This is a genomic window from Shewanella sp. BJSY2023SW007 (genome assembly GCF_047314525.1).
GTDB lineage: Bacteria > Pseudomonadota > Gammaproteobacteria > Enterobacterales > Shewanellaceae > Shewanella > Shewanella chilikensis.
Genome location: NZ_JBKORL010000083.1, coordinates 40,593 through 55,563, shown reverse-complemented (window position 1 = coordinate 55,563; position 14,971 = coordinate 40,593). Strand labels below are relative to the sequence as shown.

Genomic DNA, 14,971 nt, shown 5'->3' with positions numbered 1-14,971 from the left:
GCCCTAAGCCAAATCGGCCTAGGGCGGTAAAAATATCAAAGACCCGATATCCTGTTAATCACAAGGCAGCTCCGCTTAAGTGAACTACGTTGCGGCAGTTGCCGGCGTTTTTGTCCTCCTCATCCTGAGTTAGATAAGGAACACATTCAGACTACAGGCGCCGTGGGCACCAACTACCAGTGCCTGCTCAATGTCAGCCGTCTTGGATGGGCCGGCGATAAACACCCCAAACTCACCCGAGTCCAACATTATCTTGTCGGCTGCTTCATGCATGTTGGCGACAATGGTATCGGCTTCAAGTACCAGGAACAGGTTCTCACAGATAAAGGGCGTGATCCTGTGGGACAGAGATTTCTGACTGACCCAGATGGCACCGTTTTCAGCAACACCCACTTGACCTTTGATCACGGCATAATCGATATCACGCAGATCATGGCTGTCTTCAGGGACTTCACGGTTACCGCTAACCCCTTCCACTTGAGAGATAATCTGCTTGCCTTCGGCTATCAGGGCATCGACTTGCTGTTGCAGCTCACTAAAGCCTCCGCGCTTATGCAGTTTGCCGGCAACGGTTCCCAGGTTGGTTTCAAACTGGCCAATCAAGTCGTCCAGTCGGGGGGCCACATCTATGGCCGGCATATTGTGTCCTTCAAGTGCGCAGGACTTAAGGGCATCCAAAATAAAAGATTTGCTGGACATCTGATTAGCTCCTGTTTTTCTTGAACCAGGCCTCGAAACTAGAGGCGGGTGCCTTGGGCAGTTCACGGTATTTACCCCAGGCGCCGGAGAATGGCTTGAGCAGGCTGCCGGGCAGTATTCTCAAGCCCAGTCTTGCCATACTCATGGAGCAGTTCAGCATAGTGGTGCTGGCCATAAACTTACCGACCAAAGGCATATAACCGCCTTTGCCATATGGCAGTTGACCCGACTCGGCCTTGAGGCGACGCTGACGGAAGATGATCTTGTCCAATGGCACCTTGGTGGGGCACACATAGGAGCAAGAGCCGCACAGGGTACAAGCCCAGGCGATGGAGTTGGTGTCATCGTGCTGGGCGCCTACGGCGATGCCAATCGGGCCCGGGATGGTGTAGTTGTAGCTGTAACCACCACTGCGACGATATACAGGGCAGGTGTTCAAACAACCACCACAGCGGATACACTTGAGCGACTCGGCAAGGATCTTGTCCTTGAGCATCTCGGTACGGCCGTTGTCCACTATGATGACATGCATCTCGCCACCGGTCTGTGGGCCACGGTAGAAGCTGGAATATGTGGTTACCGGTTGGCCCGTGGCGTTACGGGCCAGGGTGCGCAGATAAACCGAGGCACTTTCCACTGATGGTACCAGCTTGTCTATCCCCATTGAGTGCAGTTGCAGCTTGGGCAGGTTACAGCCCATATCGGCGTTGCCTTCGTTGGTGCAGACCACTACCGCGCCTTTGTCGGCGATGGCCATGTTAACCCCTGTCATGGCGGCATCGGCACTGAGGAATTGCTCACGCAGATGGGCTCGGGCGGCGCGGGTTAGGTAAGTCGGGTCACTGGCACCGGCTTCTGTGCCCAGTTTTTCATGGAACAGTTCGCCTACTTCCTCTTTCTTGAGGTGAATGGCGGGTACCACGATATGTGAAGGAGGCTGTTTTTTCAGCTGAATGATGCGTTCACCCAAGTCAGTGTCTATGACCTCTATGCCCTTGCTTTCGAGGAAGGGATTGAGGTGGCACTCTTCGGTGAGCATGGACTTGGACTTCACCAGCTTCTTCACCTGATGGCTGGCCAGAATCTCATGTACTATACGGTTGTGCTCGGCGCCGTCTTTGGCCCAATGCACTTGAATACCGTTCTGGATACAATTGGCTTCGAACTCTTCCAGATACTTGGCCAGATTGGTCAGGGTATGCAGTTTGATGGCCGAACCCAGATCCCTCAGTTGTTCCCACTCGGGCAGGCTGCCGGCGGCGCGGTCGCGTTTTTCCCGCAACACCCACAGGGCTTTGGAATGCCAATCAACTCTGGACTCATCGCGGCAGAAGATCTCTGCTTGGCTGGCGTGGGCTTTGGCCCCTTGTGTCTGTGACATGGCTATCTCCCTAAATGGCAGCGTTGAGGATCTGCGCCAGATGGCGGGTTTCTATCGGCAAGTTTTGGCGGCGGATCATGCCATCCAGATGCATCAGACAGGATGGATCAAAACCTACGGCATAGTCTGCTCCCGTGGCTGCATGGGCCTGAGCCTTGTCTTTGCCCATTTTGGCAGACACAGCACCTTCATCTACCGCAAAGGTACCGCCGAAGCCGCAGCATTCATCGCGGCGATCCGGATAGGTGATCTCTATGCCGGGAATGCGTTCCAGCAGGGCTTCCATTTTGTTGTAACGTGGGCCCATGTATTCACTGGGGCTGGCGAGATCCAGCATACGGATACCGTGACAACTCAGTTGTAGGCTCACCTTGTGCGGGAAGGGCTTGGGGAAGCTCTCTACCGGGGCGATATCGTGCAGGAATTCGGTCAATTCGTACAGTTTGGCGATAACGGCCGCGGCTTCCGGGCTGTTGTCAAACTCATGGAAGTTTTCTTTGGCGGCTACCAGGCAGGAGGCCGCTGGACATACGATAGCATCGCATTCGACTCCCTTGAAGGCATTGAGCAGCTTAAGAGTAGTGTTACGGGCTTCGTTGAAACAACCCGAGTTGGTCATGGGCTGACCACAGCAGGTTTGGCCTTCAGGCAGGATCACCTGGTGCCCCAGTTTCTCCAGCAGTTCCAAGGTGGCGATGGCCACATCCGGCAGCATCTGGTTGACCAGACAGGGAATAAACAAGGCTATCTTCATTTGGTGTTTCCTAATTGGATGTTGCTTGCGTTAACCGACATCATCTATGTCCGGTGTGGCCAGATGCTTTCTGACTCTGTATTTGAACATCACCTGACATAGGGTAAATATGCTTGAATATAAGCCTATAACCACACAATAAATAGTGCTAATTCAGTAAATGATTAAAATCTTTTTTGCAAAAATGAGAAGGTTTTAATTATTTGATTTTAATGGTGTTTTTAGTCTTTAGTTTGTTCGTTAATCCGAACGCAAATCCGTTATATAACACAGATGAAAAAAGAGGGAGCTAATGCTCCCTCTAAGTATAGTCAGCGACTGCACTCCTCCAGCAGATAAGCTAGGTGGCGGTAGGAAATACCACTGTGGTGACTCAGGCCCACTTCACACATACGGTTGGCGTAGTAGCCTTCCTTGAAGTCGGTGGGGATGAGTTTCTTGATGTTACGCAGCGCCGAGGCGTTGATCTCAGGTTTGTAGAGACCTTTCTCTCCGGCATAACCACAACAGTCGACACCGGCCGGGCGCAGCACCTTGTTGGAGCAGGCATCGGCAATGGCTTGCATCTTGGGTTCCAGCTTCATTTTACGTGCCGAGCAACCCAGGTGCAGTGCCACATTGACCTTCTTGGTGAGGGTGAGTTTCGGCAATACCTTGTCGTGCAGGAACTCGACCAGATCCAACAGTTCAACCTTGGGATTGCCGGAAAGAGCACGGTAGGTGCAGGAGAGAGCATCGACAACCACGGGCAGCTTGCCGCCCTCTGTCATGGCACTGACCGCGTCAATAAGTTCGTCACGTTTCATGTCGGCGTTCTTGAAATCCCCTTTGGATTCCCACATCTGGCCGCAGCACAGATTGCGGGTCTTGGCCGGCGTAATCACGTTATAGCCGGCACGCTCCAGCAAGGTCACTACTACTTCAGGTAGGGTGCGGTCATCGGGATCCAGCGGTGTTGGGCCGAAGGTGCGGCCGCCGCAAGCGGCGAAATAGACCACGGTTTCCTGGTTGGCTTTGGGAGCTGATGGCTTGGGCAGCTTACCGCCTTTGGGGAAGTCAGGGTTCCAGTAAGGCACTTCTTTGGAAATTGCCCGGCCCATGTTCATCAGCCCAGAGGTGATCCCCGTGCCCGTGAGTTTGTGTATTGTGCCCAGGGCATCAAAGCCTGTGCTCAGCACCTGGTTGACGGCGCCCCAGTGCTTGGCCTGGAAATCCAGAACCTTCTGCTCTGTGGTGGTGATGTAGGGAGTACGCAGCTTGCGGACCAGCTGGCCCATGCTGTTGTCTACCGGGCAGGCAATGGTACACAGCTGGCAGGCGGCGCAGGTATCCACTACATCATACTTGGCGGCGGCACGCATCTTCTCGGCCGCTTCCTTGTCGCCGCTCTGTTCCAGACGCTCGATTTCACGCAAGGTAGCTATCCGCTGTCTGGGTGACAGGTTCAGCGCCGAGGTGGGGCAGGTCTTTTCACAGAAACCGCATTCGATACACTTGTCTACCAGGTCGTCCACTTCGGGACAAGGCTTGATATTCTTGATGTGTACCTGCTTGTCGTCGTTGAGGATCACCCCTGGGTTCAGCAGTCCTTCGGGGTCGAAGATCTGCTTGATGTTTTTCATCAGGGTGTAGGCGTCACTGCCCCATTCCATTTCCACAAAAGGTGCCACGGCGCGGCCTGTGCCGTGCTCGGCCTTCATCGAACCGTCGTACTTGTTGATCACCATATCGGCGACCGCTTCCATAAATTGATGGAACTGTTCGATATCGGCCTGGGAGCCGAATTTAGGGGTAATGATAAAGTGGAAGTTACCGGCCAGGGCGTGGCCGTAGATCACCCCTTCAGGATAGCCGTGCTTATGGAACAGCTCGGTCAGATCGTGGGCTGCACTGGCCAGGTTTTCAACCCGGAAAGCCACGTCTTCGATGATTACCGAAGTGCCCTTGGGGCGCTCGCCACCGATAATGGGGAATAGGCCGGAGCGCATGGCCCAGTATTTACCGTAAACGGCAGGATCACGGCTGAAGCTGATGGGGCGCTCGGTCTCGATATGTGCCAGTTTGGCGATAACGTCCTGGGTATAGCGTTCCAAAGTTTCATCATCATTGGCGCGGGATTCTATCAGCAAAATCGCGGCGCCTTCCGGCAGTTCGGCCAGCCAATCCGGCATACCTTTCTTGCCGGTAACCGCCTTAATGGAGGCCCAGTCCAGCAGTTCGGCAGCGGCTACGCTTTCGCCCTGAATAGGAGGGATTGCCCGGGCCGCATCTTCCATATTGAAGAATACCGCCATCGCCGAGGCCTTGAATTTTGCCTCGTCCACTGTGTGATAGGTGACTTCGTTGACAAACGCCAGGGTGCCTTCGGCGCCGACTATGATGTGGTTAATGATGTCGAAGGGATCTTCAAAATCCACCAGGGCGTTGAGGCTGTAACCTGTGGTGTTTTTAATGGCGAATTTTTTGCGAATTCGCGCTGCCAGGGTCTCATTACCGCGAGCCATGGCACCCAAGTCTGCCAGCGCCTTGAGCAGTTCGGGGTGTGATTGACTGAAGGCTTCTCTGGACTCTTCGCTGCCGGTATCAAGCTCTGTGCCATCGGCCAGCAGCAGTTTTACTGAGGAGATGGTTTGGTAGCTGTTTTGGGCCGTGCCGCAACACATACCGGAAGCGTTGTTGGAGACGATACCACCCACCATGGCAGAAGCCAGAGTTGCCGGATCCGGGCCGATTTTCTTATTCAAAGGTTTGAGGGCAGCGTTGGCATCGGCGCCAATAACAGCAGCACCCAGAGTGACCTTGTTACTGTCTTCACTGATATCCAGAGTACGGAAACCGTCGAATCCCAGGATAAGCAATATGCCTTCTCCTATGGCCTGACCCGACAGACTGGTACCTGCGGCGCGGAAAGTCACCGGAGCACCGTAGCTTCTGGCTACAGCCAGAGTGCGTTTTACCTGCTCCAGATCCTCGGCATGTACCACAACCTCGGGCACTATCCGGAAATAGCTGGCATCGGTTGACCAGGCAAAACGGCGCACAGGGTCGTCACTGACGGCAGTTTCTCCCAACTGTTTACGCAGGTCACGGATCACGGCTTCATAGTTGATAGACATAAGACATTTCTCTACACATTAAATTTGATAATAAAGGCAGCGCCAAGGGCGGCTGCCTTATCGAGGAGTTATTATCGTTTTTAGAATCCACCCCAAAGCATTGCCAAGGTACCGGCCAGCAAAGCATAGCCAAGTGCTACAGGCATAGTCTTGCGGATGATTTCAGATTCGCGACCGGCCATACCGACCACAGTTGCCGCCGCGACCACGTTCATCACGCACATCATGTTACCGGCGTTGGCACCAATACCTTGCAGTGCCAGGATAAGTGCATGGTTGGCCCCTATGTTATCAGCCACGCTGTATTGCAGGCCGGAGAACATCATATTGGAGAAGGTGGCCGAACCCGACAGGAAGGCACCGAAAATACCGACTATGGGGGAAATCCAGGCCCAAACGCTGCCGAGGCTTCCAGCCAGCATATCCGCCAATGCTACCGGCATGGATTGCAGACCTGCACTGTTGGTGCCTGAGTTTAGGAAGATTTTTACCATAGGCACGGAGGCACCCAGGGAGATAATGGTTGGCACCATGGATTTGCAGGAAACCGTGACCGATTCTTTGATGGCCTTGGAGTTCATTCTGAACAGGAAGAAGCCCAGAATACACACGGCAACAAAGAAGGCGCCCGGTGCAAAGAAGGTGGCGAAGCCAGCCTTGAGCTCTGTGCCTAATAGGCCGGTCCAACTGATGTTGAAGCTGTTCAACCAGGCTTTCAGTGGCTGTACCACACGTGAAAGCACCAAGAGACCTGCCATGATCAGGTAAGGGGTCCAGGCGGCCAACTGGGAGAAACGCGCCTTGCTCTCCACTTGAGCCGTTTCGCCCTCTTTGTCGTTTTCGGCAAAGTCATTCCAAGGGGTTTTAGGCAGTAACCAGCCTTTGCGGGCAACTGGGATTACCAATGCCATACCGACCAGGGCACCAATCACGGAAGGGAACTCTGGACCGGCGAAGAAGTTGATCAACCAGGCTGGAATGGTGAAGGCCAAACCGGCAAATAGGGCAAATTTCCAGATGGCAAAGCCTTCCTTGAAGGACTTATTGCGACCAAAGAAGCCTGTCAGTACAGACACCATTACCAAGGGGATCAGCGTACCTGTTATCAGATCTATGGTTATCATATGCATGGCAATGAACTGGGCATAATCACTGAAGTGACCGCCATGTTCGGCAATTTGCGCCGCAGCCATGCTGGTACCGCCTTCGAGCAGACCCTGTTCCATACCAAAGAGCACCGGCAGACCAATGGCACCGAAAGACACTGACGTTGAGTCGGCGACCAGAGCAACCACGGCGGCCGCAACTGGTGGGATACCCAAGAGCACCAACAGAGGCGCGCCAATCGCGGCGGGTGTACCAAAACCGGCAGAGCCTTCAATAAACGAGCCGAACAGCCAACAGATGATAATCACCTGTACCCTGGCGTCTGAGCTGATATTGGTAAAGCCGGCACGAATGGTATCCATGGCACCTGAATATTTCAGGGTGTTGAGCAGGAATACTGCACCGAAGATGATGGTTAAAGGTGTAATCGCCGACAGCAGGCCTTCAACCACGGAGGCGGCCAGTAGAGTAGTGTCCATCTGCCAGATAAAAACGGCGGCCAGGGCGGTTATCACCATGGAGATTGGCATAGCTCTGGATGCAGGCATCCGGAGCAACACCAGGAACAGCATAACGCTGATCACGGGTGTCAGACTTGCGAGTAACTGAAGAAATGTCATGGTTGCCTCATCATTTCATATGTTGCTTGTGCTTATTGTGGTGTTGAGAAAGTGCTATCGCCTTTCCCATTTGTTGTTGTGCGTGCTTATCATGGTTAATTTACCCGGAACCAAAATGATCTGGATCATCTTGCCTTTCGTATCTGGCTTAAGTTTTTGGTTATGGGAGCCGCGTCTCCGCTGGCAAATGAAAAAGTGTGACGAAGATCACTGCTACTCTGGCGTTTATATAACTTTGGGGAATAGATATTTAAAAAATGGCCCACAACCTTAGGAATTATGGCTTTGTTTTACTCAAAATGGTAATAAAGTGATCCTGTTATTTCATTTGTGATGGAATGACAGGCTTATATCGCAAATCTCGAATGTGATTTAAGTCACGCTAATTGAGCTTTTGGTGAAGTTGGTTTTGGGGTGTTTTTATTTAAACCAATAAAAATCAGATAGATAAGTTGTTTTTTCTTGCGGGGTTACCGTGATCTTGGTCACCGTTATATCGGGCGCTATAAAACGTGATATTGATCACGTGAGTGCTGTTTTACATTTTTTGAAAATAAATAACAAAAAAGCACCTTTGTTCTCAGGTGCTTTAACCTTGACCTAATGCTGAACTGTGTTTGTAGCTGCAAGAGTTTGCTCAGACCACTCAAGCTTCAAAAGAGTTTACTGCCCCAGCCCAATTTGTTACGCAATACATGAAAGTAGTTGTGCCCCTTTGGGTGGATGAGTTTGAGCCGCTCCTTGCTGCGTCTTAGGATAATTTCATCGCCCGGCATTACAGACAAGGTGACATGGCCGTCACAGCTTACTTCCAAGTTTTCGCCGTTTTCCGGTGACACCACCAGTTTGATGATGCTGGAGGCGTCGACCACTATGGGGCGGCAGGAGAGGGTATGGGGAAACATGGGCACCAGGATCAGTGCTTCGAGATTAGGGGTCAATATCGCGCCGCCGGCCGACAGCGAATAGGCGGTTGAGCCGGTAGGTGTAGACACTATCATGCCATCGGCCCTTTGGCTGTACATGAATTGGTTGTCGATATAAACCTCGAACTCGATCATATGGGCTATCTTGCCTGGGTGCAGCACGGCCTCGTTGACGGCGGTATTGCTGGCTTTAACTTCGCCGTGGCGATAAACCTCGGCTTCGAGCAGGAACCTGTGTTCTGTGGCGTATTCGCCATCCAGCACCTTTGCGAGCGACTCTTCAAAGGCATCCGGCGGCAGATCGGTTAAAAATCCCAGATTACCGCGGTTGACACCGATAACACCAAGATCGAAGCGTGCCAGAACCCGGGCCGCGCCCAGCATATTGCCATCCCCCCCGACCACTATCGCCAGATCACAGTGCTCGCCGATATCCAGTAAGTCTACTGCACGTACATCTTTCCCGAGTTCAGCCGCGACTCTTTCTTCCACCAGCACATCATAGCCTTGCATTTTCAGCCAATAATGCAGACGCTTAAGGGTCAGGTTGGTCCCCTGATGGTGGGGTTTTCCTATCAGGCCTATAGTATGAAACTCAGTGGACATAGATTTTGGGAACTCTGGGGGTTGAAACGGTCAATTTGATCCCCATAATATGCCCAGAGTATGCAGAAACAAAGCATTTTTAGCTGGAGTAGAAATGAACAAAGAGTCATTTAAAGCAGAGCAGGAACAGGTCGAAGAAGTGGTTGACCAGGTTGAAACCACCGAGGGCGTAGCTGAGGAAGGCGGCATTATCGACGAGCTGACTCAGGCTAACTTCCGTATTGAGGAGCTGGAACAGGCTTTATCTGACGCACAGGCGACAGTTGAGGAGCAGAAAGATTCTGTCATCCGTGCCGCAGCTGAAGTTGATAACATACGTCGCCGGGCGGCGCAGGATGTAGAGAAGGCACATAAGTTTGCCCTGGAAAAGTTCAGCAATGAACTGCTGCCTGTGATCGATAACATGGAGCGTGCTCTGGTGGGCGCAGATAAGGCCGATGAAGTCACCAAGCCTTTGTTTGAAGGTGTTGAGCTGACACTGAAGAGCTTCCTGTCAGCGGTGGAGAAGTTCGGCGTCAAACAGATAGATCCTATGGGTGAAGCCTTTAACCCTGATCAGCATCAAGCCATTGGCATGCAACCAAGCGCTGAGTTCCCGGCCAATACCGTGATGTTGGTGATGCAAAAGGGCTATCAGCTTAATGAACGTCTGTTGCGTCCTGCCATGGTAATGGTGTCCAAGGGCGGTGAAAGCGTCGATACCCAAGCCTGATAGCGCACTAAAACGCCCGTAGCGGCGAGACTAAAAAACCGCAGATAAGTCTGCGGTTTTTTATTTGCAAGCAGGTTTCCAGCCATGAAAAAGCCGAGCTAAGCTCGGCTTTCTTGGTCTTGGATTTAAAAGCAACCCAGAAGCTTACTTCTGGCCAGCGGCCTTTTTGATAAAGTCCACTATTTCTGCCATAGGCACTTCCTGCTTTTCTCCGGTGCGGCGGTTCTTATACTCATAAACACCGGCATCCAGGTTGCGGTCGCCAATCACTATGGTGTGAGGTAGACCAAGGAGTTCCATATCGGCAAACATCACGCCAGGGCGCTCTTTACGGTCATCAAACAGCACTTCGATACCCGCATCGGTCAGCTCTTTATAAAGCTGTTCGGCAGTGTCTGTCACTCTGTGTGACTTGTGCATATTCATCGGCAGAATACCCACTGTGAATGGGGCAATCGCTTCCGGCCAGATGATACCGCGGTCATCGTGATTCTGCTCGATGGCGGCGGCAACGATGCGGCTGACGCCGACACCATAACAGCCCATCAGCAGAGTCTGAGACTTGCCATTCTCGTCCAGCACAGTGGCGTTCATGGCGGCAGAGTAGTTGGTGCCCAGCTGGAAGATATGGCCAACTTCAATACCGCGGGCGAAGGCGTAAGTGCCTTTGCCATCAGGGGTGGTTTCACCTTCCACTACGTTACGGATATCGGCAGCGCTGACCAGCGGCAGATCCCGCTCCCAGTTGATACCGAAATAGTGTTTGTCATCTAGGTTAGCGCCAGCGGCAAAGTCGCTCATCACGGCAACACTGTGATCTATGATAACAGGAATAGACAGACCGACTGGGCCAAGAGAACCTGGGCCGGCTCCCAAGGCGTCACGGATTTCTGCTTCAGAGGCAAATTCCAGCGGCGCAGCAACCAGTTCCAGTTTGTCGGCTTTGACTTCGTTCAGCTCATGGTCGCCACGGACAACCAGGGCCACCAGTGGGGCTTCTTCGGTGGCGCCTTTGACTATCAGAGTCTTAACCGTCTTGGTGATATCCAGGCCAAACTGCTCAACCAGTTCGTCTATGGTCTTGGCATTTGGGGTGTCGACCAGGGTCATTTCCTGAGTGGGCGCGGCGCGCTCTGTGGTTGGCAGCGGCGCTTCAGCCTTCTCGATATTGGCGGCATAGTCGCTGCCATTGGAGTAGGCAATCAGATCTTCTCCGCTGCTTGCCAGCACGTGGAACTCATGTGACATGCTGCCACCGATAGAGCCGGTATCTGCCAGTACAGGCCGGAAGGCCAGGCCCATGCGCGACAAGATGTTGCTGTAAGCCGTGTACATGGCCTGATAGGTATCATCCATGGTTTGCTGATCCAGATGGAAAGAATAGGCATCTTTCATCAGGAACTCACGTGAGCGCATAACACCGAAGCGTGGGCGAACTTCATCACGGAATTTGGTCTGGATTTGATAAAGGGTCAGCGGCAGTTGCTTGTAGGAGCTGACTTCTTTGCGCACCAGATCGGTAATCACTTCTTCATGGGTCGGGCCCAGGACGAAGTCACGATTGTGACGGTCGACAAAGCGCAGCAGCTCTGGACCAAACTTGTCCCAGCGACCTGTTTCCACCCAGAGATCCCCCGGCTGTACCATGGGCATCAGAATTTCGATGGCCCCGGCCTTGTTCATCTCTTCACGCACAATGGCTTCGACCTTGCGCAGTACACGCAGGCCGGACGGCAGCCAGCTATAGAGGCCTGAGGCGTTGCGGCGTATCATACCGGCGCGCAGCATAAGCTGATGACTGACTATCTCTGCATTGGCAGGGTTTTCTTTCTGTGTTGATAACAGGTATTGACTGACTCGCATTACCTTGGGTCCGAAATGAATTGAATGGCCGCCATTTTATCACTTGCTTCGATGATGTCACGCGGCCAGCGCGGATAAATTCCCCTTTCCTTGTTCGAATTTAGCTCGTTGTTAACTGATTGACACCGGCGCTACAGTTGCCGCCGCGGTTTTGGGCGCTGAGCAGGGCTTCTTCTGCTTGAAACACCAAGCTGTCCCAATTATTTTGTCTGCTGGGTTGGATGTTGGCCACGCCGATAGAAACGGTGAGTCGCGGGCTTTGGGTTTTGGCTCGCAGATTGGCCGCCAACACAAATTGATTGAGGCTCTGGGCGATGCGGATACAGGCTTCCGGATCCTGGTTTGGCAGTAACAGCGCCAACTGAGATTGTTGTAATCGCGCCAGAAAATGTTCACCGCTAATTTCAAAGTCCAGCAGCCTTTGGGCCAAATGCAACAGGGTTTCACTGGCAATGGCCTGATCGCTCTGAATGAGAAGTAAGCCTATCCTGTGCTGTCTTACGATTCCCTTATGCCAGGACTGTTTCATCAACTGGTTGAATGTACGGCGGTTATAAAGCCCCGTGAGTTCGTCTTGTTGCTGCTCGCTGGTCAAGGCTCTCATCTGCGCCTCAAGGGACAACAGCGCATGGTTTATCTTGAGTGTTTCCCGGTTCACCGGGGCTGGCGAGCGGCCACCAAAGTTTTGCTCTACCAGTTCGCTGAGCTTGTTGCTGGTCTGTAATAAAGGCTTGAGCAAGTGGCGACCAATGACTGTCCAGGCTACAGATTGGCTCAAAACTATCAGTGCCAGTGAGCCGAGCACCAGCCATAACAGGGTTTGCATCAGCGATTTGCTGTTCTTTTGCATCTGGGCATCCAGATGGGTCAGCCCTATGCCGGACAGACGCAGAGAAAGATGATCTATGGCGCTTATCATGCCGTTCATATGTGGCGCTTTCAGGGGGTGACCGCTCATCACTGACAACTGCTGCCCCAGAACTAAGGCCTCGTCATATTCTTTGGTTGCCAGGGTAAACTGGCTCAGGGTGGATATTATCTGTTGCTGTCTCTGCCTGGTTTCATCAAGAATCGCCTCCCGTTCATTGAGGGGATAACTGGGCCAGTTGTTTTTGAGTTTCAATAGTGCCAGATGCTGCATTTGATTGGCTCTAATGGCCTGCAGCAGCTGTTTTTGCTTCTGCAGTTCGGTGATATGAGTTGTGTTTGTGCTATCCATTATCCAGAGGCTGGCACCGCCAAAAAACACTATCAGCCCGGCCAGCAAGAAAAAACTCAACAGTAACCGGCTGCGGATACCCGGTAAACCCTTTGGTATGCTTCTTGGTGTTTGTGTGTTTGGGCGGGTTTGGCAATCCATGGCGCTCATCTTCCTAATTATTGATTTTTCTCTCTGCCTGTCAGTGGCTTATTGCGTCTGTCTCCCACTACTTTAGCAGGGTTTCCCGCCATTATGGCAAACGCTGGTACCGACTTGGTGACAATGGCGCCCATGGCAATGACGGCGCAGTCGCCTATGGTCACGCCATCGACGATACCGGCCTGGGCGCCAATCCAGACATCTTCGCCAATGACTATTCCCTTGGATTGGCTGCTCTGACGATAGATGGGCATATCCGGCGCCATACCATGATTGAAGGCATAGACAGTGACATTGTTGGCGATACGGGTCTTGTCACCTATCACTATGCCGCGACTGCCGCCATCCAGCGAACAGCCGTGGTTGATACTGACCTCACGGCCTATCTGTATCGGCCCATGCAGAAAGCAGTTGGCGGCTATCATGGACTCATCGCCCAGGGTTATCGGCCTGCCGGGTTCGGCAAACAGCTCTGCCTCGGGGGCGATAAAGCAGTTTTGCCCTATGCTGATGGTTTCAAGGGCTTGGAGCCTGGCCTGAATCGCCTGTTGCCAGGGGCGGGCCCACTCGAGGTGCTTGGGTTTGAGGCGATACCAGAGCCAGGGCATCCAGGAGAGGCGCCTTTTGTGCTGCGCCTGATAATCATCTGCTGAGGGCTTAAAATCACTCATGTTTCGGCGCCGGACGCTTTGGCACAAAAGGGCTGTATGGTTTCGACTTCAATGCCTTGCTCATGGGCATGCCAGAAGATATCCAGATCATACAGAGCCACTTGATAGCGTTTGGGGTCCGGCTTGCCTTTCTTGTAGGCGGGTCTCGGGTCCTGGGCCAGCACCGCCTGGATAAGCTTATCCAGTCCGGGATAGCGTTTATCGAGTCGGCTCAGTTGTTCTACTGCGAGATGGCTGAAGTTGACCTCAAGCTGCTCGGGAGCTTGCTGCGCTATGCCGCCTATCGCCTCAGGTATCGCATCCGAAAAGGGGATATAGGGCTTGATGTCGATTATCGGAGTGCCATCGAGCAGATCCATGCCGGATATTTCCAGTATCACCTTACCTTTGCCTTGGTGGATCTGATGCAGCTTCACCACAGATTGGCCAATGCCATTGGGCCTGAAGGTGGAGCGGGTGGCAAACACCCCGAGTTTTTCATTGCCGCCGAGCCGGGGAGGGCGCACTGTGGTTTTCCAGCCCTGGGCCAGATTTTCATGAAAACAGAACAGTAACCAGAGGTGGGAATACTGCTCCAGCCCACGCACCGCATCAATATGATTGTAGGGCGCTGTCAGTTCGACAAAACCGCGAACAAAATCCACCAAGCCCGGCTGACGAGGAATACCAAACTTTTGTTTATATGGTGTCCGGCAATAGGCAACCGCTTCTATTTGAGTCGAAAACCCCATAACGTCAGGCTTACTCCTTCGGGGTTGCCAGGCGAATAGCCTGGCCGACACACATGGCGCTGGTGTAGCAACCGGCTGCGGCTTCCTGGGTTTCGACACAGTTTTTAATGATAAGACCATTGGCTTTCATATCTGCTGCCGCCCGGCGCGCCTCAGTGCGGGCATCGGCCATAGTGGCCGGTACACCATCTGGCTCGGACTGGCAGGCATTGCCCTCAACCAATCCCAGCACTTCATATTGGCCTGTTGGTCGGCTGCCATCGAACAATTGTACTTCCGAGGGTTTGAAGTACTCTTGAATAGCCTGGCTGTCTAAGTTTGAATTGAAGCTGTATTCCCCGGCGCAGCCGCCAAGCAGCAATACCAGAGTGGAAAGAAAAATCGGTTTCATGGCCCGGCCTTATAGTTATTCGTCCATGCTCCCG

At 52.9% G+C, this 14,971-nt stretch carries 12 protein-coding genes; 1 reads left to right on the top strand and 11 read right to left on the bottom strand.

Annotated features, from left to right (window positions below):
* Positions 1-129: 129 nt before the first annotated feature.
* From ACMHXE_RS14100 to nadK, 6 genes are all read right to left on the bottom strand, one after another.
* Complete coding sequence (locus ACMHXE_RS14100; RefSeq protein WP_413732577.1) at positions 130-699, bottom strand: LutC/YkgG family protein; 570 nt, start codon at positions 697-699, stop codon at positions 130-132.
* A 4-nt stretch (positions 700-703) separates the two neighbouring features.
* The gene (locus ACMHXE_RS14095) at positions 704-2,080 is read right to left on the bottom strand and encodes a lactate utilization protein B (RefSeq protein ID WP_251767186.1); all 1,377 of its coding nucleotides are present in this window, start codon (positions 2,078-2,080) and stop codon (positions 704-706) included.
* Positions 2,081-2,090: 10 nt separating this feature from the next.
* The gene (locus ACMHXE_RS14090) at positions 2,091-2,834 is read right to left on the bottom strand and encodes a (Fe-S)-binding protein (RefSeq protein WP_101053595.1); all 744 of its coding nucleotides are present in this window, start codon (positions 2,832-2,834) and stop codon (positions 2,091-2,093) included.
* Positions 2,835-3,145: 311 nt separating this feature from the next.
* Positions 3,146-5,950 carry an FAD-binding and (Fe-S)-binding domain-containing protein gene (locus ACMHXE_RS14085; RefSeq protein WP_101053597.1) on the bottom strand — a complete coding sequence of 935 codons (2,805 nt, stop codon included), beginning with the start codon at positions 5,948-5,950 and terminating at the stop codon, positions 3,146-3,148.
* A gap of 80 nt (positions 5,951-6,030) precedes the next feature.
* A complete protein-coding gene (locus ACMHXE_RS14080) occupies positions 6,031-7,677 on the bottom strand; it encodes an L-lactate permease (protein WP_101053599.1) in 1,647 nt (548 codons plus the stop codon).
* A 653-nt stretch (positions 7,678-8,330) separates the two neighbouring features.
* Complete coding sequence (gene nadK, locus ACMHXE_RS14075; protein ID WP_039035936.1) at positions 8,331-9,209, bottom strand: NAD(+) kinase; 879 nt, start codon at positions 9,207-9,209, stop codon at positions 8,331-8,333.
* Positions 9,210-9,303: 94 nt separating this feature from the next.
* Here nadK and grpE point away from each other — a divergent pair, with 94 nt between their 5' ends.
* Positions 9,304-9,921 carry a nucleotide exchange factor GrpE gene (grpE, locus tag ACMHXE_RS14070; protein WP_101053601.1) on the top strand — a complete coding sequence of 206 codons (618 nt, stop codon included), beginning with the start codon at positions 9,304-9,306 and terminating at the stop codon, positions 9,919-9,921.
* A gap of 144 nt (positions 9,922-10,065) precedes the next feature.
* On the opposite strand, the gene ACMHXE_RS14065 is transcribed toward grpE, so the two are convergent.
* The 5 genes from ACMHXE_RS14065 to rcsF form a co-directional block, all read right to left on the bottom strand.
* Positions 10,066-11,784, bottom strand: coding sequence for a proline--tRNA ligase (locus tag ACMHXE_RS14065; protein ID WP_101053603.1), 1,719 nt, complete (start codon positions 11,782-11,784; stop codon positions 10,066-10,068).
* 100 nt (positions 11,785-11,884) lie between these two features.
* On the bottom strand, positions 11,885-13,063 hold the full coding sequence (locus ACMHXE_RS14060; RefSeq protein ID WP_157822661.1) for a GGDEF domain-containing protein: 1,179 nt from the start codon (positions 13,061-13,063) through the stop codon (positions 11,885-11,887).
* Positions 13,064-13,161: 98 nt separating this feature from the next.
* A complete protein-coding gene (locus ACMHXE_RS14055) occupies positions 13,162-13,815 on the bottom strand; it encodes an acyltransferase (protein WP_215773200.1) in 654 nt (217 codons plus the stop codon).
* Positions 13,812-14,546, bottom strand: a complete 735-nt coding sequence (gene tsaA / locus ACMHXE_RS14050) for a tRNA (N6-threonylcarbamoyladenosine(37)-N6)-methyltransferase TrmO (RefSeq protein ID WP_226565193.1) — start codon at positions 14,544-14,546, stop codon at positions 13,812-13,814. The genes ACMHXE_RS14055 and tsaA overlap by 4 nt, the downstream gene beginning before the upstream one ends.
* Positions 14,547-14,556: 10 nt before the next feature.
* Entirely contained in the window at positions 14,557-14,937 is a 381-nt protein-coding gene (gene rcsF / locus ACMHXE_RS14045) for an Rcs stress response system protein RcsF (protein ID WP_101053610.1), read from the bottom strand.
* Positions 14,938-14,971 lie beyond the last annotated feature (34 nt).